Here is a 24,688-nt window from a genome sequence, read left to right on the forward strand (position 1 = left end):
GGGCTACATCCGGCCGTGGGAGGTGATGTCGACCGTGAAGTCCTCGATCATCGCGGGCGTGACGGTCGGGCGGCACCGGCCGATCGCGGTCAGGTAGTCCCCCGTGGTGGCGCCCGCCGGGCCGTCGCCCGCCAGGTCCCGTTCGAAGGCGGCCTGGGCCGCGCTGCGGGCGGCGTGCTCGATGTCGGCCGGGGTGAACAGCTCGCTCCCCTCGACCAGCCGGTCCAGCTCGACCCCGGCCCGCCCGTCGGCATACCTGGCCCAGATCGCCCGCCGGGCCACGGCGTCCGGCGTGCCGATCGGGATCAGGTAGTCGAACCTGCCGTGCCGCAGAAAGGCCGGGTCGAGCGAGCGGATCGAGTTGGTCGCGCAGACCAGCAGCCGCTCCTCGCCCTCCCGGAAGCCCGGGATCAGCTTGAGCAGTTCGTTGGTCACCCCGTGCAGTCCGGACGGCACGCCCTTGCCCCGGACCGGCGCGATCTCCTCCACCTCGTCGATGAAGACCAGCACCCGTTCGAGTTCGGCGATCCGCCCGAACGCCGTCCGCAGCGCCGCCGCGAGGTTGCCCTCGTCGGCCAACCGGGACGGCAGCAACTCGACGAACGGCCAGCCCAGCCGGGAGGCCACCGCTCGGGCGAAGGTGGTCTTGCCGGTCCCGGGCGGGCCGAACAGCGCGATCGCCCTGGGCGGCCGTACGCCGTGCCTGGCGGCCCGCTCCGGCTCGGCCAGCGGCTGCACCACCCGACGTTCGATCAGGTCCTTCTCCGCCGCCATCCCGGCCACCCCGCCCCACAGGTCACCCGGCAGCAGGCGGCCGCCGAGCTCCTCCAGCGCGTTGCCGCCCGGCCCGGTCGGCTCGGCCTTCTCGAAGTACGCGACGGCCGGCCGCCGGGTGTACCCGGCGTTCCGCAGCCCCTCGCCGAGCAGCTCCTCCTCCGGCAGCACGTACGCGATCCGGCGCACCCGCCGCTCCAGCAGCCGCCGCTCCAGCTCGCGCAGCAGGCCGCTGGCCAGGCCCCGGCCGCGCCAGGCCGGGGCGATCGCGATCCGCATCACCCAGGCCCTGTCCCCCGCCAGGTGCGCCAGCGCGGCCCCGATCGGCACTCCCCCGCTGACCGCCACCACGGCGGGCTGACGGGAGGTCAGCGCCGTGATGCACTCGGGCAGCGAGTACACCGACTCCTGGCCCAGCTCGGCCGTGGTGTCGATCAGGTGCACCACTGCGGCCAGGTCGTCCTCGCGGTAGTCGTGAATCAGCCACTCGTTCATGCCCCGGAACGCTAGGGGCCTGCGCCCGCCCCCGGTCCCCGCCGGAACGGACAAGCCGCGCCGCCGAACCGTACGCGGTGCCGCTTGCTGCTTGCTACAGCTCCAGGTCGGCGACCGTCTCGCCGTCGCTCTGTTCGCCGGTCGGCCGGAAGCCGAGTCCGAGGTAGAAGCCCTCGGGGCCGTGCTCGCCCGGGTGCCAGGTGACGGTCAGCCGGGTGCCGCCGCGGCGGCGGATCTCCTCGGCCACCGCGTGCACCGCGAACTTCCCGTATCCGTGGCCCTGCTCACCGGCGTCGATGTTGAGTCGCCAGAGGCCGGAACGGATGTCGGTGCCCCCGTCCTGGCGCCAGTCGATGTCCAGGAAGGCCATCACGAAGCCGACCACCCGGTCACCGTCCACGATCGCGCGCGGCCAGGCCACCTCCGGGTGCACGTACGCCTCGGCCAGGGACTTGAGCACCGGGCTGACCGCGAACTCCTGGTCGGGGCGCACCTTCACCCCGACCACGGCGTCGAAGTTGTCGGGGGTGACCGGTACCAGGCGGGGCGAAGTCGTCATACCGAGCACCGTAATCGAACTGATCAGCTGGACAGAACCAGATATTCGAAGCGCAGCGACCTGACCCGGTTGTCGAAGTTGGAGTGGATCAGCTCCGGCTCGCCGATCGAGCGGATGTCGGGGAGCCGAGTGAGGAGTTCGCGGAACAGCACCTTCATCTCCTGGCGGGCCAGGTAGGCGCCGAGGCAGAAGTGCGGGCCGCCGCCGCCGAATCCGAGGTGCGGGTTGGGTGAGCGGGTGATGTCGAAGGCGTCCGGGTCGGCGAAGACGGCCTCGTCCCGGTTGGCGGAGCCGAAGAACAGCACCACCTTGTCCCCGGCGGCGAGCCGGGTGCCGTTCAGCTCGTGGTCGGCCGCGACGGTGCGGCGGAACTGGATGATCGGGGTCGAGTGCCGGACCATCTCCTCGACCGCACCGGGCAGGTGGGTGTCAAGATCGGAGAGCAACAGCTCGCGCTGGGCGGGGTGTTCGGTGAGCAGGTGCAGGCCGTGGGCGATCGCGTTGCGGGTGGTCTCGACTCCGGCCACCAGCAGCAGGGAGAAGAAGGCACCCAGCTCACGGGAGTTGAGCCGGCGGCCGTCCACGTCGGCGGTGACCAGGGCGGAGATCAGGTCGTCGGTCGGACGGCGCCGCCGCTCCCGGCCCAGGGCCGCGATCGTGCCCTGCATCCGGGCCAGCGCGCGCAGACCCTTTCCGGGGACGCGGATCCGGCTGCGGGCCACGCCGGTGTGCTCGGAGGCGTGGTTGACCAGGGCCAGGATGCGGTTCCGCTGCGGCTCGGGGATGCCCATCATGTTGCAGATCACCCGGTACGGCAGTTCGGCGGCGACCGCGCCGACGAAGTCGGTCGGGCGGCGGGCGATCACCTCGTCCACCACCTCCCGCGCCACCGAACGGATGTCGTCCTCGACCTTGGCGATCAGACGCGGCGTGAAGGCGCGCGAGACGATCCGGCGCAGGTCGGCGTGCCGGGGGTCGTCCAGGTTGACCATCGAGTCGCCGAACAGGGTCCGTACCCAGCGCGCCGGTTCGGGCGTGGTGACGCCGGGGCCGCTGATGAACACCTCCGGCGTCCGGCTGGCAGCGACCACGTCGGCGTGCCGGACCAGCGCGTGGAAGCCCGTGCCGGTGCGCAGGTCGGTGAAGTACACCGGGCCACCGAGCGCGCGCAGCCGGGCGAAGGCGGCGGCCCGCTCCGGCAGCGGGAGCCGCCAGAACTCCGGGTCGGCCAGGTCGATGCCAAGGGGAATTCCGAGGTCGGTCGTTGCGCTCATGTCGGCAGTTATCGTGCAGCTTCGGACGGGAAGTCAAATTCCCACTAGCAATTCATATTTACCTACTCTGGCGTGAATTCCTCGTCGTCATTCTCCTCCTCGACCGGCGCCAGGTCACGCGCCAGCAGGGTGGCGCCCGCGACCGCACCGGGCATCGCCAGCACCGTCACGAACGGCACCAGGAAGAGCAGCGCCAACGGCATCCCGAATCCGAGCGCCAGGCCCATCCGAGCGCGCAGCTGCCGCATGCGTTCCCGCTGCGGGACGCCGCGCCGCTGGAGGCCGACGGCGGTCAACTCGACCGCCAGGAAGTAGCCGGAGAACGCGAGGGCGACCACCGGCACCACGGTCTGGCCGACCACCGGGATGAACCCGCAGAGGAAGAGCACGATCCCGAACGCCAGCATCCGCACCAGCACGGACAGGCTGTCGCGGGCCGACACCAGCAGCTCCCGCCAGAGCGGGACGTCCGGCTTCGGAGGGGCGCCGCCCTCGGTCTCGTCCACCTGCTCGCAGAGCGACTCGTAGAACGGCTGCCCGACCAGCAGCGTCACCGCCGTGAAGGTCACCAACGAGAGGCCCACCCCGGCCCCGAGCAGCCCGACCAGCACGGCGCCCCGAAGCAGCCCCTGCCAGGGCGAACCCCAGTCGTCGGCGAACGGGGTGGCCCAGTCGATCAGGTCCTCCGACCAGACCGTCAGGGCGGCCAGCGCCGCCGCGTACCCGACCAGGGTGATCAGCGCCGGGATCATCCCGAAGCCCCACCAGCGACCGTGTCGCGCCACCCACTTCTGACCCTTGAGCAGGTAGCCGAGCCCCGCCACGAAATCTCGCATGCGGCGAAGCCTACGATCCGTCACCCGGACGCTCCCGCAGTGGGTGCACGGACAGGGCGTCAGTCCTGGAGGGTGATCCGGATGCCGATGGTGCCGCTGTCGCCGCGGCGGAGCTTGCTGCCGAGCAGGGTGACCACGCCGAGCAGGCCGTACTTGCGGCGCAGGAGGGTGCGGTAGGCGGCGGTCTCCCCGGGGGCGAGGACCTCGGCCGTCGCGGGGACGGAGTCACCGGTGGGGTTGCCGCGCGCGTCGCAGGGGCCGACCAGGACGTCCGCGCGGTTGCGGATGCGCTTCACCTTCCAGGAGTCGGTGACCGTCCAGATGCCGAGGGCGTTACCGTCGCGTACCACCCAGACCGGGGTGGGGACGGGGGTGCCGTCCTTCTTGTACGTGGTCACCAGCAGGTAGCTCCCGGCGGACAGGCTGCGGATGAGTTCGAGCTGCTCGGGGGTGGCGTCCATGCGCGGAAGTCTACGGGGCGGCCGCGAGCGGTGAATTGGCCCAAGGAACGAGTGATCGAATGCACCGAACTGATGGGCCGCCGGCCGACTAGATTCGGTGGTGTCAGAGCAAGCACAGCAGTTCGAGGGGAACGCACCATGTCCAACGCTCACGATGTCGTCCTGGTCCGCGCCGCCGATGCCGAGGTCCTGGCGGACGCACCGGGCAGCCTGATCACCCTGCTGGCGGACTCCGCGCAGACCGGCGGCAAGGTCACCAGCAACCGGGCGACCTTCGAGAAGGGCGCGATCGGGGCTCCCCCGCACTTCCACACCAGGGCAACCGAGTTCTTCTTCGGCCTGGACGGGCAGTTGGACGTGCTGGTCGGCGACCGGATCGAAACCCTCGGCCGCGGCGACTTCCTCGCGGTGCCGCCCGGCACCCCGCACGCGTTCGCGCCGGCCGCGGACTCGACAGCCGACGTGCTGGTGGTGTTCACGCCCGGGATGGACCGCTTCGACTACTACCGGCTGCTGGACCGGGTGAACAAGGGCGAGGCGAGCGTGCAGGAGATCCGGGAGTCCGGGCAGCACTTCGACAACCACTACTTCGAGAGCCCGGTCTGGGCGGGGCGCGCGGGGCGCTGATCCCCGGCGCTCCGGCCTCGCCTTCCGGACGCCGAGACGCCCCCGGACCGTTCGGTCCGGGGGCGTCTCGGGTCCGACACTGCCTGACTCAGGCGCGGACCTCGGCGATCGCCGGGGCGAGCGCCTCCTTGAGGCGGGGGCCGACCCGGGAGAAGCCGAGCTCCTTCACGGCGGCGCGGAGCAGCTCGTCCTCGCTGCGGTCGGTGCCGTCGCTGTCGATCCACCGAACCAGAGCGGTCAGCTCGGCGGGCTCGTACGCGGTCACGGCGCGGCCGGCGGTGACGGCCGGCTTCTTCGGGCGGCGGGCCGGCTTCGACTCCTCGACCACGGGCTGCTCAGCCTCGACCTCGGGCTCCGCCAACTCCGGCTTGGCGACGGCGATTTCGGCGACAACTGCGGGCTCGGGCTCGGGGGTCACGTCGGCAACCACCGCGGGCTCAGGCTCCGGCTCGACCACAGCCTCGACCTCGACCGGCTCGGCGACAACCTCGGGCTCAGGGGCCACCTCCGCGACAACCTCGGGCTCGACCACCGCCTCCGGCTCAGGGGCCACCTCGGCGACAACCTCAAGCTCGGGCTCAACCACGGCCTCGGGCTCAGGGGTCACCTCGGCGACAACCTCAAGCTCGGGCTCAACCACGGCCTCGGGCTCAGGGGTCACCTCGGCGACAACCTCAAGCTCGGGCTCGACCACCGCCTCGACCTCGACCGGCTCGGCGACCTCCACCGCTGCGACCTCGACCGGCTCGGCGACCTCCGGCTCGCGCGGACCGGCCGCCAGCGCCTGGATCGCCGCCGCCTCGGTGGCGGTGCCGTTCAGGCGGTCGTACGCGGCGAGCGCCGCCTCCCGGTCGGCCTGACGCTCTGCCAACTCGGCCAGCAGCTCGCCGAGGCCACTGTCCGCCAGGGCGGTGTGCAGCGCGCGGAGCGAGGGCAGCCGGTAGAGGGTGCCCTCGTCGGCGGCCAGGCGGTCGACCAGGTCGGCGAGTTCGGTCAGCGGGAGGGTGTCGAGGGACTGGCCGGGCAGCAGGGCGGCCAGCGTCCGGACCGCCTGGCCGAGCTCCTCGACGGCCTGCGCGACGGAGCTCAGCCCGGCCGCGTCGGTCACCACGGGACGGGTCGCGGCACCGGCGGCAGCGGTCCAGTCGGCGTGGGTCGCGGCGGCGGTGCGGACGGCGTCGAGCAGCTCGGCCCGGCGGACCCGGCCGTCGAGCGCGAAGCTCTTGGCCTCGGCGCGCAGCGCCCGCCTACGCCCCCAGGGCAGCTTCACGCCCTGCTCGCGCCGCCAGCGCGCCGGAGCGAGCGCGGCGGTCAGCGCGTCCAGGTCGGCGTCGTAGACCTCGCGGCGCAGCGCGGTCGACGTGCCGTGGGCGCGCTGCAGGATGGCGGTGAGCCGGGTGAGTTCGGTCAGCGTCGCGGGCGTGGCGGCGTCGCCGAGCAGGGCGGCGAGGCTGTCCCGGGTGGCGATCAGGTCGTGGCTGCGCAGCTCGGCCAGGGCGGTGGAGGCGGCGCGGGCGTCCTCGGAGGTGGCCACGGCCTGCGCCGCGTACCAGGGGTTGGCCTCGGCGGTCAGGGTGAAACCGCCCAGTTCGGCGTAGCGGCCGAGATCCTCGCGCGGGTCACCCACCGAGGAGGGAGCTGCGTCCACCGCCGGGTTGTCGGCGTCGTTCAGATAGTTCACGGTCATGTGTGAAGTCCGGTTCGTGGCTGGGCGGACGGGGGGCGGTGGCGGCGGTGTGGTCCGCCGGCACGGGCGGGACTGGCGGAGCGCCCGGTGCGGACGCCCAGGATACGGGTGGGCGTTCGAGCCGTGCACGCACCCGGTCGGGTTCGGGCACGGCGCGCCGGGCGTACCGGTCAGCGGGGATCACCTCGGACAGCAGGGCGAAAGTCGGACAGTCGCACCGGTGGTAGGTACTCACGCACCAGCGTGCGTTCCCACCACGCGCCGGTCGTGCGCAGCGTGCGCCAGTCCGTGAAGCGATAACGGTAGAGCAGCGCGCGGACGTACTCGGGCGGCGCGTCCGGGAAGGGATTGCGCCGGAGCAGCCGCAGGGTGTCGCGGTCCCCCGAGAGCAGGCGGTGGACGAACGGCCTGAACCAGGGCCGCGCGTACGCCGGGGAGATCCCGGCGAACCACATCAGCCAGTCCAGCCGCAGGTGGTACGGCGCGAACTGACGCGGCATCCGGTGCAGCTCGCCGGGTTTTCCGTGGAAACCGTACTCCTGCCACACCGACCGCCCGGACACCCGGCGGTCGGAGGTTCCCTGCACGACCAGCTCCAGTCGGAGGCGGTTGACCGCTCCGAACGCCCCGTAGGCGTTGACCAGGTGCAGCCGGTCGAACGAACGGTTCATCACCTGACGGTGCGAGAACAGGTTCCGCGCGGGACGGTAACTGAGCATCAGCACCAGCAGCGTGAAGGCCAGCACCAGCCCCTCGTACCAGGGCGGCCCGGGCGTCGACGTGCCCCCGGCCACCGGCAGGACCGAGCAGGCCAGCGCGATGGTGAGCCAGTTCAGCCAGGCGAAGTTACCGGACAGCACCAGCCAGAGCTGGGTGACCACGATCAGCACCGCACACGCCCCGGCCACCGGCTGGGGCAGGAACAGACCGACCGGGGCCACCAGTTGGACGACGTGGTTGGCCGCCGTCTCGACCCGGTGCAGCCGGTCGGGCAGGTGGTGGAAGAACCAGCTGAGCGGCCCGGGCATCGGCTGGGTCTCGTGGTGGTAGCGCAGGCAGGTCAGGTCGCGCCAGCAGCGGTCGCCCCGGAGTTTGATCATCCCGGCGCCGAACTCGACCCGGAACAGCAGCCAGCGGAGCAGCCAGAGCACCGTGACCGGCGGAGCCACCTCGCCGTTGCCGAGGAAGGCGGCCAGCAGGCCCGACTCCAGCAGCAGCGTCTCCCAGCCGAAGGAGTACCAGGTCTGGCCGACGTTGACGATCGAGAGGTAGAGCAGCCAGAGCAGGCTCCAGCAGAGCATCGCGGCCCAGAGCGGGACGAGTTCGCCCGCACCGGCCAGCAGGCAGGCGGCGAGCAGGGCGCCGCCCCAGGCCGTGCCCGCGAAAGCCCGGTCCGAGTAGTGGACGCGGAACAGCGTGGGCGCCTGCCACCGGTCGGTCCTGGCGAGGAACCGGGGCACCGGCAGCATGCCGTGCTCCCCCAGCAGGGCCCGGAACTGTCGGGCGGCCGCCAGGAAGGCCAACAAGTACACAGCGGCGACCAACCGTTGGAAGACCAGCCGTCCCCACCAGTACTCGGGTGCCGCGAACCACTCCACGCCGGACCGCTCCTCCCAACGGACGGTCCTAGGACTACCACCGGGACCACCGGCGGCCGGGCGACACCACCGGCAGGGTCAGCCACTCGGCGCATCCCCCGGCGGCGGGGCGCACCCTTGGCAGCAAGTTGACCCTGCTTGGCAGCAAAGTCGCTCGCGCGAGCCGCCGCGATGTGGTGCCATTCGCCTGACAGCACCAAACCATGGAGACACACATGACCGCGTCTCAGCAGTCCCGGCCGAACACCCGCTCCCCGCAGGACTCCGTCCCCGCCACCACCCCGAAGGCCGCCACCTCGGCCGCCGTCTGGGGCGCGCTCGCCATCGTCTACGTGGTCTGGGGCTCGACCTACCTGGGCATCAGGATCGCGGTCGAGACCATGCCGCCGTTCCTCTCCGCCGCCACCCGCTTCATCACCGCCGGGCTGCTGCTGGCCGGCCTGGTGGCCTGGCGGCAGGGCCCGTCCGCCCTCCGGGTCACGCCGCGCCAGCTCGGCTCGGCCGGGCTGGTCGGGCTGATGCTGCTGCTCGGCGGGAACGGCATGGTGGTGCTGGCCGAGCGGGACGTGCCGTCCGGGCTGGCCGCGCTGCTGATCGCCGTGGTCCCGCTCTGGCTGGTGCTGCTGCGGCTGAGCTCCGGCCAGCGCACCTCGCGGACCACCCTGGCCGGGGTGCTGCTCGGACTGGTCGGGCTCGGCGTGCTGACCGTGCCCGGGGTGAGCGGTGACGTCAAGCTGGTCGGTGTGCTGCTGGTGATCGTGGCGACGCTCTCCTGGGCGGGCGGCTCCTTCCTCGCCTCCCGGCTGCCGATGCCGAAGAACATCTTCGCCACCAGCGCCTACGAGATGATCACCGGCGGTCTCGGCTGCCTGGGCGTCGCCGCACTCCAGGGCGAGCCGCAGGCGCTGGAGCTGGCGGCCGTCTCCACCCGTTCGTGGTTCGCGCTGGCCGCGCTGATCGTGTTCGGCTCCCTGGTGGCCTTCACCGCGTACGCGTGGCTGCTGCAGAACGCACCGCTGCCACTGGTCGCCACCTACGCCTACGTGAACCCGGTTGTGGCCGTGCTGCTCGGCTGGCTGATCCTGGCCGAACCACTGAGCTGGCCGATCGTGCTCGGCGGCGGCATCGTGGTGGCCGCCGTCTGCCTGGTGGTGCGCACCGAACGCTGACCCACCGTCAACAACCGGTCGGAGAGGGCCCGTCATCTTGTGAAGGCGGGCCCTTGGCATATACCGACCAATAGGACGCTCCAATTCGAGAAAGTAACGATTGGCATACCTGTCCCATCTGCATGGTTAAATTCTTGACGTTACATCGGCCCGACAGCTTGACTCCCTCCGCTGCCGCAAAGCTGCGGCACGCAGTCAGGGAGGCACCACCCACCATGAACGCAACGCGCCGCTCCCTCCTCGCCGCGGTCGCCGTGTCAATGACTCTGTCGTTGGCCGCCTGTGGCCAGGACGGCACACCGGACCCCAACTCCACCGGCAGCAAGACCGTCGGCCTGCTGCTGCCCGAGCGGAGCTCGTCCACCCGGTACGAGAGCTTCGACAAGCCGATGATCGAGTCGGCCATCAGCTCCCTGTGCACCAAGTGCGCGGTGGACTACGCCAACGCCGACGGCGACGAGACGCTCCAGCGGCAGCAGTTCGACCAGCTGCTGGCCAAGGGCGTCAAGGTGATCCTGCTCGACCCGGTGAACTCCAAGGTCACTGCGGACTGGGTGGAGCAGGCCGACAAAAAAGGCGCCAAGGTCATCGCGTACGACCGGCTGGCCGCCGGCAAGGTGACCGCGTACGTCTCCTTCGACAACCAGCGCACCGGTGAGCTCCAGGGCGAGGCGCTGGTCCAGGCGCTCGGCCCGAAGGCCGCCCAGGCCACCGTGGTGATGATCAACGGTGCGGAGTCCGACCCCAACGCCGCGATGTTCAAGGCCGGCGCCCACAAGGCGCTGGACGGCAAGGTCAAGCGGATCGGGTACGAGCAGTCCGGCGACTGGAAGCCCGAGACGGCCGCCCAGAAGACCACCGAGGCGATCCAGAGTCTCGGCAAGGACGGTATCCAGGCGGTCTACTCCGCCAACGACGGGATGGCCACCTCGATCATCGCCACCCTGAAGGGCGCCGGCCTGAAGAACGTCCCGGTCGGCGGCCAGGACGCCTCCATCGACGCCGTACGCCGCCTGCTGACGGGCGAACAGGCGTACACCATCTACAAGCCGTACCGCCCGGAGGCCGACGCGGCCGCCAGCATCGCGGTCTACCTGCTCAAGGGCCTCGGCATCACCGCGGTGGCCACCTCGGTCACCGAGAGCGGCGGCGCGCAGATCCCGTCCATGCTGCTCAGCCCGGTCGTGGTGACCAAGGCCAAGGTCGCCGAGACGATCGTGGCCGGCGGCCTGTACACGGCCGAGGAGATCTGCGACGCCGCCCACGCGGCGGCCTGCGCGGACGCCGGGATCAAGTAGCGGATCCGCCCGGACAGGGCCTAGCCGCGCGCCCGCTGGGTGACGGCGATGCAGGCGAGCACTCCGAGCGCGGCCAGCGGGGCGGCCGGGCTCGGGGTCTCGCCGAGCAGCAGCACCGCCCAACCAAGGGTCAGCAGCGGCTGCGCCAGCTGGAGCTGGCTGGCCTTCGGGATGCCGATCTCGGCCATGCCCCGGTACCAGAGCACGAAGCCGCCGAACTGCGAGACGGCCGCGATGTACGCCAGCCCGGTCAGCGCACGGACCGTCAGGTGCACCGGCTCGAAGGTCACCGCGACGCCCGCCGTCACCACCATCACCGGCGCGGCCGCCAGCACGCCCCAGGCGATCACCTGCCAGCCCGGCAGCTCCCTGGCCAGCCGACCGCCCTCGGCATAGCCCGCCGCGCAGACCACCAGCGCGCCGAGCAGGTAGAGGTCGGCCAGGGTCAGCGCCCCGCCGCTCTGCTGCAGGGTGAAGCCGAGCACCACCGCCGCCCCGGCCAGCGCGGCGCACCAGAACGTCCGGGACGGCCGGACGCCCGAACGCAGCGCCGCGAAGGTGGCGGTGGCCAGCGGCAGCAGCCCGACCACCACGGCGGTGTGCGCGGTGGAGGAGATGCCCAGCGCGAAGGTGGTCAGCAGCGGGAAACCGACCACGCAGCCGACCGCCACCACCAGCAGCCCGGGCCAGTACCGGCGGGCGGGGAACGGTGCCCGGGCGACCGCCAGACCGACCGCGGCGACCACGGCCGCGAGCGCGCCGCGCAGGCCGGTGGCGGACCAGGGGCCGAAGCCGCTGAGCGACCAGACGGTGGCCGGGAAGCTCAGCGAGAAGGAGACCACGCCCAGAGCCGCCAGGACCGTTCCACCGCCGACCGCTATCGTGCTCGGTCGAATAGCGCTATCGTTTGCTGTCATGACCGAGCGTAGCAGTGTGGCCGAGCTGGCCGCCATCCTTCGGGCCGAGCTGAACCGCTACTATCCCCATGAGAAGCTGCCGTCCAGCCGGGCCCTGGTGGAGCGGCACCAGGTGAGCCCGGTGACGGTCTCCCGGGCGATCGGCACCCTGGTGGCGGAGGGCCTGGTGGTGTCCCGCCCGGGTGCGGGGGTGTTCCGGGCCGAGCGGCGGGCAGCGCCCGCGCAGCCGGGCGACCTCTCCTGGCAGGAGCTGGCGCTGAGCGCCGAGACCTTCGGCGGGCAGGACCGGCGGACCGACGCCAGCGGGGTACTCGGCTCCCTCGCCATGCAGCCGGCCGACGTGCTGGACCTGAACAGCGGCTATCTGCACCCCTCGCTCCAGCCCGAGCGGGCGCTGGCCGCCGCGCTGGCCAGGGCGGGGCGACGGCCGGGCGCCTGGGGCCGTCCGCCCGTGGAGGGGCTGACCGAGCTTCGGGCCTGGTTCGCCCGGGAGATCGGCGGTCCCGACGGTACGTTGAGCACCTCGGACGTGCTGATCACGGCGGGCGGGCAGGGCGCACTTAGCACCGCGCTGCGCTCGCTGGTCGCGCCCGGCGCGCCGGTGCTGGTGGAGTCCCCGAGCTACCCGGGCACCCTGGCGGTGGCCCAGGCCGCCGGTCTCCGAACGGTCCCGGTGCCGGTGGACCAGGACGGGGTGCGCACCGACCTGCTGGCCGAGGCGTTCGCCGCGACCCGGGCCAGGGCCTTCGTCTGCCAGCCGCTGTTCCACAACCCGACCGGCACAGTGCTCTCCACCGAGCGGCGCCGTGAAGTGCTGCGGATCGCCCGGGCGGCCGGGGCCTTCGTGGTGGAGGACGACTTCGCCCGGCTGCTGGTGCACGCCGACTCGCCGCCGCCCGCCCCGGCGCTCGCGGCCGACGACCCGGACGGGGTGGTGGTGCACGTCCGCTCGCTGACCAAGGCCACCTCGCCGAGCCTGCGGGTCGGCGCGCTGACCGCGCGCGGGCCCGCCTTCGAGCGGCTCCGGGCGGTGCAGGCGGTGGACAGCTTCTTCGTCCCCCGGCCGCTCCAGGAGAGCGCGCTCGAACTGGTCGGCTCGCCCGCCTGGGCGCGCCAGCTCCGGGACATCTCGGCCGCGCTGGCCGAGCGTCGTCGGGCGGCGGTGGACGCCCTGGCCCGGCTGCGTCCTGAGGTACTGGGCGAACGGATCCCGTCCGGCGGTTACCACCTCTGGCTGCGGCTGGTGGACGGCACCGACGACCGCGAACTGGCCGCCGCCGCCCGCCGCCACGGGGTGGCGGTCACCCCCGGCCGCCCGTACTTCGCCGCTGAGCCGCCCGCCCCGCACCTGCGGATCAGCTACGCGGCCTGCCGCAACCTCGCCGATCTGGTCGAGGGCGTCACCCGGCTGGCCCGCACCATGGACGGCTGACGGGTCAGGGGCCGCCATAAACTGGGCGCTATGCCCGAATTGCCGGAAGTGCAGGCGCTCGCCGAGCGGATCGCCGAGGCGTGCCGGGGGCGGACCGTCCAGCGGGTGGACGTGCTGTCGATCCAGGTGCTGAAGACCTTCGACCCGCCGATGACCGCGCTGCACGGGCAGCCCGTAACCTCGGTGTCCCGGCACGGGAAGTTCCTCGACCTGTTGACCGGGGAGGGGCTGCACCTGGTGCTGCACCTGGCGAGGGCCGGGTGGATCCGGCACCGGGCCGCCTTCCCCGACCGTCCCGGCGGTGCCCGGCCGGGGCGGGGGCCGCAGGCGCTGCGGCTGGTGCTGGACGACGGCTCCGGCTTCGAGGTGACCGAGCAGGGCACCACCAAACGGCTGGCCGCGTACGTGGTGACCGACCCCCAACTGGTGCCCGGCATCGCCCGGTTGGGCCTCGACCCGCTGAGCGCGGAGTTCACCGGGCAGCGACTGGCCGAGCTGGCGGCGGCCCGGCGCCAGCGGCTGAAGACCTTCCTGACCGACCAGACCGGGCTGGCCGGCATCGGCAACGCCTACTCGGACGAGATCATGCACGAGGCCCGGCTCTCCCCCTACGCGCTGGCGCCCTCGCTGGACGAGGAGCAGCTCGGCAGGCTGTACGTCGCCGTCCGGCAGGTGCTCGACTCGGCGGTCGAGCGGGCCCGCGCCACCACCGCCGACGCGCTCAAGGCCGAGAAGAAGGCGGGCCTCGCGGTGCACGGCCGGGCCGGTGAGCCCTGCCCGCGCTGCGGGGACACCGTCCGCTCGGTGAACTTCGCCGACTCCTCGCTGGAGTACTGCCCGACCTGTCAGACCGGCGGCCGGGTGCTGGCCGACCGCCGGCTGTCCAGACTGCTCAAGTAGCGCCCGTGCAGCGGACGGTGGCGGGACGGAGCAGCAGCCCCCCCAGCCGTCCGGCGCGCTGCCCGTAGTGCGCCCGCCATCCGGCCGGGCTGGTCCACCGCTCGACCGTGAGCATCCGGTCCGGGCAGTTCGGGTCGAGGTAGAGCTCGAAGGCCAGACAGCCGGGCAGTTCGGCGGCCGGTTCCAGCATGGCTTCCAACTCCGTACGGAGCAGGTCCTGTTGACCAGGACCTGCCTCGTACTCGACCAGTACGGTCAGCATGCCGGCACCGTCAGAACGTGGCGGTGTCGATGACGAAGCGGTACCGCACGTCGCTGGCCAGCACCCGCGCATACGCCTCGTTGATCTGGTCCACCGCGATGGTCTCGATCTCGGCACCGAGGCCGTGGGTGGCGCAGAAGTCCAGCATCTCCTGGGTCTCCCGGATGCCGCCGATCATCGAACCGGCCAGCTGCTTGCGGCCGTTGATCAGCGAGAACATGTTCACCGAGGTGGGCTCGGCCGGGGCGCCGACGTTGACCAGGGTGCCGCCGGTGCGCAGCAGGCCGAGGTAGTCGTCCAGCGGCAGGGTGGCCGACACGGTGTTGACGATCAGGTCGAAGGTGCCGGCCAGCTCGGTGAAGGTGGCCGGGTCGGCGGTGGCGTGGAAGTGGTCGGCGCCCAGCCGCAGGCCGTCCTCCTGCTTGCGCAGCGACTGGCTGAGCACGGTGACCTCGGCGCCCATCGCGTGGGCGATCTTGACGCCCATGTGGCCGAGGCCGCCCAGGCCGACGATGGCGACCTTCTTGCCCGGGCCCGCCTCCCAGCGGCTGAGCGGCGAGTAGAGGGTGATCCCGGCGCAGAGCAGCGGGGCGGCCTCGGCCAGGCCGATGCCCTCCGGGATGCCCAGGACGTAGTTCTCGTCCACCACGATGTGGGTGCTGTAGCCGCCGTAGGTGGCCTCACCGGTGGGGCCGGAGGGGTAGGTGAAGGTCATCCCCCCGGTGCAGTACTGCTCGTTGCCGGCCAGGCAGTTGTCGCACTCGCGGCAGGAGTCGACGAAGCAGCCGACGCCGACCCGGTCACCGACCGCGTACCGGGTGACACCGGGGCCGACCTCGGTCACCAGGCCCGCGATCTCGTGGCCGGGCACCATCGGGAACGGGGCCTGGCCCCAGTCCTCGTTCACCTGGTGGATGTCGGAGTGGCAGATGCCGGCGAACTTGATGTCGATCAGGACGTCGTGCTCGCCGACCGGCCGGCGCGGCACGGTGGTGCGCTCCAGCGGGGCCTTGGGGGCCGGGGCGGCGTAGGCGGCGACGGTGGTGATGCTCATGTGTGGTGTCCTTCGGTCCGGCGTGCTGTCAGGACAGATACTGCCGGGACCGCGACGGGTTACCCAGCACTCCGCGCCACCTGGGAACCGGCGAACCTGGGTCTGCCGGAACCACCCTTAGGATCGGGGTATGGGCAACAAGGCTGAACTCGGCACCTTCCTGCGGTCACGACGCGCCCGGCTGCAACCGGCCGACGCCGGGCTGCGGCAGTACGGTGAGCGCCGCCGGGTGCCGGGGCTGCGCCGGGAGGAGCTGGCCCAGCTGGCCGGCGTGAGCGTGGACTACTACGTGCGGTTCGAGCAGGGCCGGGCGGAGAACGTCTCGGACACCGTGATCGAGGCGGTGGCCACCGCCCTGCGGCTCGACCAGGCCGAGCGGCAGCACCTGCTGCACCTGGTCCGCCCGGACGTCACCGGCGCGCGGCCCGCGCAGCGGGTCCGCCCGGGGCTGCTGCGCCTGCTGGACTCGCTGCCCGACACCCCCGCCCTGGTGGTCGGGCGCCGGACGGACGTCCTGGCCTGGAACGGGCCGTTCACCGCGCTGCTCCAGGTGGACCTGGACGCGCTGGAGCCGGAGCAGCGGAACCTCACCTGGCTGCACTTCTGCGACGAGCGGCTGCGCGACCGGTACGTGGACTGGGAGTGCAAGGCCCGCGACCTGGTGGCGATCCTGCGGATGGACCTCGGCCGGCACCAGTGCGACCCCGAGTACACCGACCTGGTGTCCCGGCTGACCGGGCTCAGCCCGGAGTTCGCCCGGCTCTGGGAAGACCAGGAGGTCCGCGAGAAGACCCACGGCGAGTACGTGATGTGGCATCCCGCAGCCGGTGCGTTCACCCTCGCGTACGAAACGCTGCGGTTGCCGGACGATCCCGACCAGGCCCTGGTCGTCTACACCGCCGAGGCCGGTTCGCCCGCCGAGCCGGCCCTCCGGGCGGTGCTCGACGCCGCCCGCGCCGGTACGGTCTGACGCTCCGCCGGCCGGGACCCGGGCAGGCTTGTGCCTCGCCCGGCAGGGTTTGTCCCACAAGGAGCGTCGTTCGGTGCGTGCTCTCGGCGTGCCGGGGAAGCCCCTCGTAGCGGAGAGCTACTTGGGTCTTTCTTCGGTGCGGCGAGGGCACGTGCCGGGCGGCGCGACGGGGCGAACCCTGCCGGGCGAGGCACTCACCGGCGGAGCGCGTTCAGGACGCGATCCCGCAGTACTGCTGCTGCTTACCGATCGCGCGGTACATGCAGTCGGCGTTCTCAACCAGGCGCAGCACGGCGTCCCGGTTGCGGCTGGTCTCCCGGCCGATCACCTCGTCAGGCGGGTAGAAGCCGCCGCCGCTGCTGCCGGTCGGGTACATCTCGAAGGTGTACGCGAAGACCCGCTGCGACCCCCACAGCCAGTCGTCGATCGTGCCGTCGGTGATGTACAGCTCGCTGGACTGCTCGGGGGTGTAGCCGTTGCTGGCGGCCATCGTCTTTCCGAAGGTGGCGAAGGTGTTGTACTCGTCCGCCGTCATGCCGGGGACGGTGCTGTCGTACGTCCAGCCGAACGGCCAGAGCACCAGCTCGCTGTAGGTGTGGAAGTCGATCGCGGCGGTGATCTGCTGCTTGCCGCCGACGATCCGGCTGCGGACGAAGTCGGCGACCACCTTGACCTCCTTGGCGGACTCCGCGGCGCTGCCCCGGTAGGTCTCGCTGGAGGTGGATCCCGAGGAGCCGCCGCAGCAGCCGAACTTGTAGTTCCAGTTCCGGTTCTGGTCCGTACCGACATAGCTGGAACCGGAGTTGGGCTGCCGGTTCTTGCGCCAGCTGCGGTAGTTGCCGGTGGCCACGTCGTACTCGCCGCCGTCCGGGTTGACGTCCGGGATGATCCAGATCTCCCGACTGTTCACCGCGTTGGCGATCCGGCTGTCGGTGGCGTACTTGTCGCCGAACTCGTGCAGCAGGTAGAGCGCCATCTCGACGGTGAGGTGCTCCCTGGCGTGCTGGTGGTGGGTGAACAGGACCTCCGGCTCGGCCTCGTCGGTGCCGACGTTGTCGCTGATCTTGATGGCGAACAGGTCGCGGCCCTCGTAGGACTTGCCGATCACCTGCTTGCTCATGATGCTCGGGTGGGCCGCCACCACGGCGTTGATGTCGGCGGTGGCCTCGGCGTAGTTGTGGTACATCGAGTCCTTGGACGGGAAGTCGTTGAGGCCGGCGCCCAGCCCGGTCTCGGCCTCCGGGCCCGGCAGTGCGGTCAACTTCCAGCCCTGGGACCGGAGTCGGCGGGCCTCGGCGGCGGTGGCGGAGACCACCACCGACTGGGCGTCCACCTCGTCGATCGAGACGCCGACGGCGGCGATCGCACTCCGGTCGCCGACGGTACGGGGGCCGTCGATGGCGTACTGGGTGATCGCCTCGTCCTGGGCGGTGGACGAACTCTCGCTCACCGGTGCGGGTTTGGCGTCGGCCTCGGAGGCGAGCGGGACGGTCAGGGCGATCGCGAGCAGGGCGGCAACGGCCGCGACGGGCTTTCCGCGACGGAGCAGTCGCATAACTGTCCTCCTGTGGGGGTTGTCCGGTAGGACGGATGGAGGGAGCAACTGCGGCGCGCGCCGAGACACCACGATGGTCGCGCCACTGTCATGCGTGGGTCAATACCGCCCGTGGCGAAGTCTTCTGCCAGATGTACTTGTCATGTCACCTGACGTCCGCTCAACTGTCCGATGCTGGCCTCCTCGCCAACCTGCCTACCAGGAGAGACCGTTGAGCTTTCGCCGGACCGCCACCGCCCTGCTCGCCACCGTCGCCGCGACCCTGCTGCCGACCGTACCGGCGCACGCCACCAGCGCCGACCTGCCGTTCGCCGGGGCCACCACCGTGGGCCTGCACAACACCTACGACCCGGCCGCCTTCAGCCAGTTGGCCCGGGCGCTGGACACCGGCACCGGCCTGATCGAGCTGGACGCCTGGACCGACACCGTCACCAAGGAGTGGAAGGTCAGCCACTCCAACCCGCTCGGCAACAGCAACAACTGCGTCGCCGCCGCCGATGCCTCCCAGCTGTACGGCGGCGGGGCCAACAAGAACCTCGAGTACTGCCTGGACGACGTCCGGCTCTGGCTCGGCGCGCACCCGCAGGCCGGTCCGCTGGTGGTCAAGTTGGAGCTCAAGGGAGGCTTCGCCGGCAACCGGGGCATGGGCCCGGCCCAGCTCGACGCGCTGATCGCCGCCCACCTGGGCAGCACCGTCTTCCGCCCGGCCGACCTGCTCGGCTCGTACGCCACCCTGGATGCCGCCGCCCGGGCCGGCAACTGGCCGAACCGCTCGGCGCTGGCCGGGCGGGTGCTGCTGGAGATCATCCCCGGCACCGTCGAGGAGCAGAACCCGTTCGACACCCTGCACACCGACGTCGAGTACGGCCGCTACCTGCGCGACCTGGCGGCCGCCGGGCGAGTCGGTCAGGCGCAGGTCTTCCCGACCGTGCACGGCGCGGCGGCGGGCGACCCCCGCGGCAGGTACGGCGAGACCGACCTCCGCCCGTGGTTCGTCGTCTTCGACGGGGACGCCGCCACCTACCTGGCCGGGTCCATCGACACCTCCTGGTACCAGGACCGCCACTACATGCTGGTCATGACCGACGCCCACAACGTCGCCCCGGCCATCTCCGGCACCACGCCCACCGCCGACCAGGCCCGCGCAAGGGTCGCCCAGTTGGCCGCCGCCCACGCCAGCCTCGCCACCAGCGACTGGCGTTCGCTGCCGGAGATCCAGTCCCTGGTGCTGCCGCGCGGCTGACCGGTGGCCACATGGTGGAAAGGGCTCGATCGGGCGGGGTGACTGCTCGTACGCTCCGGAGATGACCCGAGCCGAACTGCCACCCCTCGCCGCCCGTGCCTCCGCCGTCGGGCCGTCCGCCGTACGGGAGATCCTCGCGCTGACCGCGCGGCCCGAGGTGATCTCGTTCGCGGGCGGCCTGCCCGCTCCCGAACTCTTCGACGTGGCGGGCCTGCGGGCGGCCTACGACCGGGCGTTCACCGAGGTGCCGGACCGGGCCCTGCAGTACTCCCTCACCGAGGGCGACCCGGAGCTGCGCACCGCGGTAGCCAATCGGCTGACCGGCCGCGGACTGCCCACCGGGCCGGACGAGTTGCTGGTCACCACCGGCTCGCAGCAGGGCCTGACCCTGCTCGCCAACGCACTGCTGGAGCCCGGCGACGTGGTGCTGGTCGAGGATCCGGGCTACCTGGCCGCACTGCAGTGCTTCGCCTTCGCGGGTGCCAGGGTGGTGCCGGTCCCGACCGACGACGGCGGCCTGATCCCGGACGCGCTGGCCGAGTTGGTGGTCCGGGAGCGGCCGAAGCTGCTCTACCTGGTACCGACCTTCCAGAACCCGACCGGCCGCACGCTGGACAACGCGCGCCGCCGGGCGGTGGCCGAACTCGCCGAGCGGCACGGCTTCTGGATCGCCGAGGACGACCCGTACGGTGAACTCCGCTACGACGGGCAGGCCGAGCCCTGGATCGCCGGACTGCCGGCGGCCGCGGACCGCACCCTGCTGCTCGGCTCGTTCTCGAAGATCCTCGCCCCCGGTCTGCGGCTGGGCTTCCTGCGCGCGCCCGCCGCCCTGCGCCGGGCCTGCGTGATCGTCAAGCAGTCGGCCGACCTGCACACCTCGACCATCGACCAGGCCGCCGCCGCCCGCTACCTGCGCGACGCCGACCTGGACGCACACCTCGGCCGGATCAGGACCGCCTACCGCGAACGGCGCGACGCACTGCTCGCCGGGCTGCCCAAGGCCCTTCCGGCGGGGAGCAGGTGGAACACCCCGGCCGGTGGCATGTTCCTCTGGGTCGGACTGCCGGACGGTCACGACGCGACCGCCCTGCTGCGCACCGCCGTCCGGCACGACGTCGCGTACGTCCCCGGCGCACCCTTCTACGCCGCCACCCCGGACCCGCGCACCCTGCGGATGTCCTTCACCACCCACGATCCGGCGGAGATCGGTGAGGGCCTGCGCCGCCTGGCCGAAGCCTTCGCCGAGGGCTGACCGACCGCAAGAGGGTTGACCGACCGCAAGCCGGAACCGCCCCACCCCGGAGATGGGGTGGGGCGGCACGGTGGCGCGGAAGGCTCAGAACTGGGTCGAGATGCTGACCTTGTCGAAGTTCGACGCGGCGAACAGGCTCAGGTAGACGTAACCCGTCGGGGGCTTGCTGATGGTCAGGGCCTCGGTGTTGCCCGCCTTCACCGAACGCTGGGTGAAGTGGGTGGTGGTGGCCCAGTCGGTCGGGCTGTAGTACAGGTCGGCGTTGCCCGTGCCACCGCTGACGGTGACCTTGATCGAGGCGGTGCCGGCCGGGACGTACAGGTAGAAGTAGCTGTAGTTCCCCACCGTGTTGGACACGTTGGTGCGGCGGCAGTTCTTGCCCAGCACCCGGGTGTCGTCGGCCGGGGAGCACTCCGGCAGGCCGGGGACGGCCACCGTGACCGGCTTGCTGATGGTGGCGGTGGCGCCCTTGTCGTCGGTCACCGTGAGCTTGACGGTGTAGGTGCCGGCGGCGGTGTAGGTCTTGGCCGGGTTGGCGGCGGTCGAGGTGGTGCCGTCGCCGAAGTTCCAGGCGCGGGAGGCGATGCTGCCGTCCGCGTCGGTGGAGGCGTCGGTGAAGTTCACCGCCAGGCCGTTCACCAGGGCCGTGAACCCGGCGACCGGCACCTGGTTGACCGGCGGGGTGGTGGTGTTGCAGTTGCCCGCGGCGCAGGAGGCCAGCCAGGCGGCGAAGTCCGCGTCGTAGCGGGTGCCGATGGTGGAGGTGAGCAGCGTACGGGCCGCCGCCCAGTTGCCGGTGCGGTAGTGGCCGAGCAGGGTCGCCACGTCCTGCGGGTGCGACTGGATCAGGTAACGGTCCGCCAGGTAGCCCCACTGGTAGATCCGGGTGGAGTCGGAGTTGTCGTACGTGGTGTCGAACAGCGTGCTGAGCTTGTAGGTGTTCTTGGCCGCCTCGGTCATCGCCCGGTCGTAGACGACGTTGCGGTACGAGTAGGAGATGTACTCGGCGAAGCCCTCGACCCACATCACGGTCGGGGTGGTCATGCCGGCGTCGAAGTCGCCGAACATGTCGAACCGGCCGTCGAGGTAGTGCGTGTACTCGTGGTTGAGGTTCCAGATCTGGAAGTCCGGACGCGTCCACTCGGCCTCGTAGGCGATGAAGCGCGGCTGGTTCCCGGCGGCGGCCGGGTTGCCCTCCAGGTACATGCCGCCGTTGTTGGTGCTGATCCCGAAGATCGCGCCGGCGTAGGTCTGGTAATCGGCGCTGGAGTCGAAGACGTTGACCTCGATGGTGGTGTTGTTGTCGTTCGCCACCGCCCCGCTGTCCTTGACCACGCTGTGGAAGTACGCGTCCTGGTTGTTCAGGCTGGTGCAGGTGGCGGCCAGGTCGGCGTCGGTCATCTGCTGGGCGACGATCCTGATGCTCGGGCTGCAGGTGTGGTTGATCGTCAGCACGACGGCCCGCAGCCGGCTCGCGAGGTCACAGCTGCCGTAGTAGGCGCAGTTGGCCGCGTCGTACTCGTTGGCCATCTCGGCCATCGGGACCCACATCGAGGAGGTCCGGCCGGTCATCGCCGTACGGTCCAGCAGCTGCTTGACCAGCGGACGGACGGTCGGCAGCAGCTCCGGGTGGGACAGGAAGCGGCTGAGCTCGCGGCCCGAGTTGGCCGTCAGGTAGGACTTGCCGGTGCCCAGCAGGTCGTCGTGGGCGACGGCGAAGTCGCGCAGCACGGTCAGGACGCTCGGGTCGGCCTGCACGGCCGGGAGGAACTCCGGCGTCTGGTGGCCGCGGAAGAGGATGGTGTAGGCGTTGTTGACCGCCGCGACCATGTAGTACGAGCCGTCGTACGAGCTGTTGTAGCCGGTCAGCAGGCGCTTGACCAGGCCCAGGTAGTGCGCGTTCTGCTGGGAGCTGTCGACCAGCACGACCGCCTCGGCCAGGGTCGCGCCGTTGGCGTCGTTGATGTCCGCCGCGCGCGGGGCGGCGAAGAAGGTGTCCAGGGCGCTCACGATCGAGCTCTTCAGGGCCGTGCCGTACTCGCCGACGTCGGAGGCGTGGTACCACTGCACGAAGTACCCGGCGCGCAGGAACAGCACCAGCTGGCCGGTCGAAGTGCTGTTGTCACCCGGGTAGTTGGCGGCGTTGGCGCGCAGCGCGTCGGCCACCGTGACCATCTGCGCCTCCTTGAACACGGCCTGCGCGTCCGGGCCGGTCAGGGTGAACAGGGTGTTCACACAGTCCAGGCCCGAGGCCTTGATCTGCTGGACCAGCGCGGCCCCGGTCTTCGAGCTGAAGTCCGCGACGTTGCAGATGGCGGTGGTACCGGCCGCACCCGGCGCGGCCTTCGACTTGGCGAGGCTCTGCTCGCGCTGCGCGGTGTCCTTGACGGCGCGGAAGGGGGCGCGCTCGGAGATCGCGACGGGCTGCTTGGCCTCCTCCGCGGGCAGGTCGGCGGCCGCCGCGAGGGTGGCCGGCTGCGGAGCGGGCCCGGACCTCGGCGCGGGGGCCGGGCTGGGCTGCGGCCCCTTGCCGCCGATGGCGGCGGCCTGGCCGGCGGGCGCGAGCAGGGTCAGCCCGAGACAGCAGATCAGGGCGGCTATCAGCAGCCTGACGACGTCTTTCGTCGTGGGGGAACTACGCATGAGGGTGGCCTCCGGGCCGGTCTGCGGCCGCGCTTGGGGACACGGCAGCGATGGGGGTTGCGGACCGTGGCGGCACCGGAGTGGAACTGGGACCCGGTGCTGACGTGGACACGGTGGGGAGTGTGACATGTACCATTGCATACATCACATGGCGAGGGAAGAGACCCTACGTGAATTGCCGTCGACTGACGGCCCCTCAACCCGCAGCGGCCCTGCGGCCGTTGGCTGCTTCGTGTCCGCCGGGTCCCGACCTGACAGACCCCGGCCGTGATCGGCGGACCCAAGTCCGCCACAAGGCGGCGGTGCCACCATGACCGACTGTGAAGACCTGGCAGCTCCGCGCCCTCCGCGCCGCCGTCCCGTCCGCCCTCTGCGTGGCGCTCACCGCCACCGCCCACCTCGCCCTCGCGGGCACCCGGATCCCGCTGCCGGTTCTGGCCCTGGCCCTCGCCGGCACCTCGCTCTGCACCTGGCTGCTGGCCAGGGGGACGACGGGCCTCGGGCTGACCGGCGCGTGGATGACCGCCACCCAGATCGCGCTCTACGTCCTCTTCGACCGCGCCGCGGCCGCGCCCGCACCGCTCCCCCGGTCGAGCCGCCTGCTGGGCCTGGCCGACCCGGCCCTGCCGGTGCACAGCCCCTCGGCCACTCTGGCCCTGGCCCACCTGCTCGCCGCCGTGCTCTGCACCTTGCTGCTCCGGCCCGGCCGGGTACGCCGCCTGCTGCCCCACCCGGGCACGCTCCGGACCCGTCCGCCCCGCCCGCCGGCCCGACTGGCCACGGGCGCCGGACGGGCGGTCGGCGGCGGCCGCTGACGGCCGGTCAGCAGCTCCGGATGTGGGTGGTCAGCCTGCCGGTGCCGTCGAGGACGTGGAAGGCGAGGGCGGGCGGCAGGTCGTGGTGCACGTGGGCGTCCGGGTGCGGCCGCGACTCCCAGGGCAGCCGGGCGGTGGAGACCACCCCCGGGGCGATCGCGAGCGGCCGCCCGCCGAAGGTGGTGACGGCGCCGAGGTGGGCGTGGCCGCAGAGGAATCCGGCGATGTGGGGGTGGCGGTCGGTCAGCTCGGCCAGCCGCTCGCCGCCGAACTGCCGCAGGCCGTCCAGGTAGGGCACCTGGACCAGCACCGGCGGGTGGTGGAACGCGACCAGGGTGGGCACCTCGACCGAGCCGAGCGCCTTGTCCAGCCAGCCGAGCGTCTCGTCGTCCAGGTAGCCGTCGTCCTGGCCAGGGATGGTGGAGTCGCAGAGCGCGACCGCGAGCGCCTGGCCGACGTGCAGCTGGTTGACCGGTCCGGTCGAGGGCTCCTCCCCCAGCAGGCCGACCCGGAACGCCGAGCGCTCGTCGTGGTTGCCGGGCAGCAGCAGCAACGGGTGCCTGGTGTCGAGCAGTTCGCGGGCCAGCCGGTACTCGGCGGGCAGGCCGTGGTCGGCGATGTCGCCGGTGACCAGGACGGCGTCGAGGTCGTACGGCAGGCTGTTGAGGTGGTCCAGCACCGCCTTGGTGCGGTCGGTGGCGCGCTGCGAACCGTCGAGGTGGGTGTCGCTGAGGTGGGCGATCACGATCATGGGGCCGATGGTCCTTCCGGGTTGGCATTTCTTAGCATGAACATTTCATAACAGCTACCCCGGACCGGTCCCCGCAAGCCGCCGTCCGTCCTACGGTCGATCAGTCCGCTCCACGC

22 protein-coding genes are annotated in these 24,688 nt (G+C 71.8%); 9 read left to right on the plus strand and 13 right to left on the minus strand.

All coding sequences use genetic code 11. The annotated features are described in order from the left end of the window. Window positions 1–3: 3 nt before the first annotated feature. From ACKUU6_RS06590 to ACKUU6_RS06610, 5 genes are all read right to left on the minus strand, one after another. On the minus strand, window positions 4–1,269 hold the full coding sequence (locus tag ACKUU6_RS06590; RefSeq protein WP_407987515.1) for an ATP-binding protein: 1,266 nt from the start codon (window positions 1,267–1,269) through the stop codon (window positions 4–6). Between the two features lie 94 nt (window positions 1,270–1,363). After that, entirely contained in the window at window positions 1,364–1,828 is a 465-nt protein-coding gene (locus ACKUU6_RS06595) for a GNAT family N-acetyltransferase (protein ID WP_407987516.1), read from the minus strand. A 23-nt stretch (window positions 1,829–1,851) separates the two neighbouring features. Continuing rightward, window positions 1,852–3,102, minus strand: a complete 1,251-nt coding sequence (locus ACKUU6_RS06600) for a cytochrome P450 (RefSeq protein WP_407987517.1) — start codon at window positions 3,100–3,102, stop codon at window positions 1,852–1,854. A 62-nt stretch (window positions 3,103–3,164) separates the two neighbouring features. Then, window positions 3,165–3,938 carry an EI24 domain-containing protein gene (locus tag ACKUU6_RS06605; protein ID WP_407987518.1) on the minus strand — a complete coding sequence of 258 codons (774 nt, stop codon included), beginning with the start codon at window positions 3,936–3,938 and terminating at the stop codon, window positions 3,165–3,167. 59 nt (window positions 3,939–3,997) lie between these two features. Next, entirely contained in the window at window positions 3,998–4,399 is a 402-nt protein-coding gene (locus ACKUU6_RS06610; RefSeq protein WP_407987519.1) for a PPOX class F420-dependent oxidoreductase, read from the minus strand. 138 nt (window positions 4,400–4,537) lie between these two features. Between ACKUU6_RS06610 and ACKUU6_RS06615 the strand changes: the two genes are divergently transcribed. Next, window positions 4,538–5,026, plus strand: a complete 489-nt coding sequence (locus tag ACKUU6_RS06615; protein WP_407987520.1) for a cupin domain-containing protein — start codon at window positions 4,538–4,540, stop codon at window positions 5,024–5,026. A gap of 88 nt (window positions 5,027–5,114) precedes the next feature. Here the strand turns inward: ACKUU6_RS06615 and ACKUU6_RS06620 are convergent, their stop codons facing one another. Together ACKUU6_RS06620 and ACKUU6_RS06625 are read right to left on the minus strand one after the other, a co-directional pair. Continuing rightward, on the minus strand, window positions 5,115–6,713 hold the full coding sequence (locus ACKUU6_RS06620) for a hypothetical protein (RefSeq protein ID WP_407987521.1): 1,599 nt from the start codon (window positions 6,711–6,713) through the stop codon (window positions 5,115–5,117). A gap of 170 nt (window positions 6,714–6,883) precedes the next feature. After that, window positions 6,884–8,311 carry a lipase maturation factor family protein gene (locus ACKUU6_RS06625; RefSeq protein WP_407987522.1) on the minus strand — a complete coding sequence of 476 codons (1,428 nt, stop codon included), beginning with the start codon at window positions 8,309–8,311 and terminating at the stop codon, window positions 6,884–6,886. Window positions 8,312–8,526: 215 nt separating this feature from the next. Here ACKUU6_RS06625 and ACKUU6_RS06630 point away from each other — a divergent pair, with 215 nt between their 5' ends. Together ACKUU6_RS06630 and ACKUU6_RS06635 are read left to right on the plus strand one after the other, a co-directional pair. Next, window positions 8,527–9,480, plus strand: a complete 954-nt coding sequence (locus ACKUU6_RS06630; protein WP_407987523.1) for an EamA family transporter — start codon at window positions 8,527–8,529, stop codon at window positions 9,478–9,480. Between the two features lie 260 nt (window positions 9,481–9,740). Next, window positions 9,741–10,778, plus strand: a complete 1,038-nt coding sequence (locus ACKUU6_RS06635; protein WP_407987524.1) for a sugar ABC transporter substrate-binding protein — start codon at window positions 9,741–9,743, stop codon at window positions 10,776–10,778. A gap of 20 nt (window positions 10,779–10,798) precedes the next feature. Here ACKUU6_RS06635 and ACKUU6_RS06640 read toward each other — a convergent pair whose 3' ends face one another. Continuing rightward, on the minus strand, window positions 10,799–11,695 hold the full coding sequence (locus ACKUU6_RS06640) for a DMT family transporter (protein WP_407987525.1): 897 nt from the start codon (window positions 11,693–11,695) through the stop codon (window positions 10,799–10,801). Here ACKUU6_RS06640 and ACKUU6_RS06645 point away from each other — a divergent pair. Next, window positions 11,694–13,127, plus strand: coding sequence for a PLP-dependent aminotransferase family protein (locus tag ACKUU6_RS06645; protein ID WP_407987526.1), 1,434 nt, complete (start codon window positions 11,694–11,696; stop codon window positions 13,125–13,127). The two genes, ACKUU6_RS06640 and ACKUU6_RS06645, sit on opposite strands and share 2 nt — an antisense overlap. A 30-nt stretch (window positions 13,128–13,157) precedes the next feature. Next, a complete protein-coding gene (locus ACKUU6_RS06650; protein WP_407987527.1) occupies window positions 13,158–14,027 on the plus strand; it encodes an Fpg/Nei family DNA glycosylase in 870 nt (289 codons plus the stop codon). Here the strand turns inward: ACKUU6_RS06650 and ACKUU6_RS06655 are convergent. Both ACKUU6_RS06655 and ACKUU6_RS06660 read right to left on the minus strand, forming a co-directional pair. After that, on the minus strand, window positions 14,020–14,289 hold the full coding sequence (locus tag ACKUU6_RS06655; protein ID WP_407987528.1) for a putative quinol monooxygenase: 270 nt from the start codon (window positions 14,287–14,289) through the stop codon (window positions 14,020–14,022). The genes ACKUU6_RS06650 and ACKUU6_RS06655 overlap by 8 nt on opposite strands. A gap of 10 nt (window positions 14,290–14,299) precedes the next feature. Then, window positions 14,300–15,337: an NAD(P)-dependent alcohol dehydrogenase gene (locus ACKUU6_RS06660; protein WP_407992054.1), complete on the minus strand. Its 1,038-nt coding sequence runs from the start codon at window positions 15,335–15,337 to the stop codon at window positions 14,300–14,302. Window positions 15,338–15,473: 136 nt separating this feature from the next. Here ACKUU6_RS06660 and ACKUU6_RS06665 point away from each other — a divergent pair, with 136 nt between their 5' ends. Beyond that, the gene (locus ACKUU6_RS06665; protein ID WP_407987529.1) at window positions 15,474–16,313 is read left to right on the plus strand and encodes a helix-turn-helix transcriptional regulator; all 840 of its coding nucleotides are present in this window, start codon (window positions 15,474–15,476) and stop codon (window positions 16,311–16,313) included. A gap of 211 nt (window positions 16,314–16,524) precedes the next feature. Here ACKUU6_RS06665 and ACKUU6_RS06670 read toward each other — a convergent pair whose 3' ends face one another. Beyond that, window positions 16,525–17,868 carry a M14 family metallopeptidase gene (locus tag ACKUU6_RS06670; RefSeq protein WP_407987530.1) on the minus strand — a complete coding sequence of 448 codons (1,344 nt, stop codon included), beginning with the start codon at window positions 17,866–17,868 and terminating at the stop codon, window positions 16,525–16,527. Between the two features lie 211 nt (window positions 17,869–18,079). Between ACKUU6_RS06670 and ACKUU6_RS06675 the strand changes: the two genes are divergently transcribed. Beyond that, window positions 18,080–19,111 carry a phosphatidylinositol-specific phospholipase C domain-containing protein gene (locus tag ACKUU6_RS06675; protein ID WP_407987531.1) on the plus strand — a complete coding sequence of 344 codons (1,032 nt, stop codon included), beginning with the start codon at window positions 18,080–18,082 and terminating at the stop codon, window positions 19,109–19,111. 61 nt (window positions 19,112–19,172) lie between these two features. Then, window positions 19,173–20,363 carry a PLP-dependent aminotransferase family protein gene (locus ACKUU6_RS06680; RefSeq protein ID WP_407987532.1) on the plus strand — a complete coding sequence of 397 codons (1,191 nt, stop codon included), beginning with the start codon at window positions 19,173–19,175 and terminating at the stop codon, window positions 20,361–20,363. Window positions 20,364–20,447: 84 nt separating this feature from the next. On the opposite strand, the gene ACKUU6_RS06685 is transcribed toward ACKUU6_RS06680, so the two are convergent. Beyond that, entirely contained in the window at window positions 20,448–23,006 is a 2,559-nt protein-coding gene (locus ACKUU6_RS06685) for a collagenase (RefSeq protein ID WP_407987533.1), read from the minus strand. Between the two features lie 320 nt (window positions 23,007–23,326). Here ACKUU6_RS06685 and ACKUU6_RS06690 point away from each other — a divergent pair, with 320 nt between their 5' ends. Beyond that, complete coding sequence (locus tag ACKUU6_RS06690; protein ID WP_407987534.1) at window positions 23,327–23,821, plus strand: hypothetical protein; 495 nt, start codon at window positions 23,327–23,329, stop codon at window positions 23,819–23,821. 7 nt (window positions 23,822–23,828) lie between these two features. On the opposite strand, the gene ACKUU6_RS06695 is transcribed toward ACKUU6_RS06690, so the two are convergent. Further along, window positions 23,829–24,572, minus strand: coding sequence for a metallophosphoesterase (locus tag ACKUU6_RS06695; RefSeq protein WP_407987535.1), 744 nt, complete (start codon window positions 24,570–24,572; stop codon window positions 23,829–23,831). Between the last annotated feature and the right edge of the window lie 116 nt (window positions 24,573–24,688).

The sequence above is a fragment of the Kitasatospora sp. CMC57 genome, assembly GCF_045866025.2.
In the GTDB taxonomy this organism is placed as follows: domain Bacteria; phylum Actinomycetota; class Actinomycetes; order Streptomycetales; family Streptomycetaceae; genus Kitasatospora.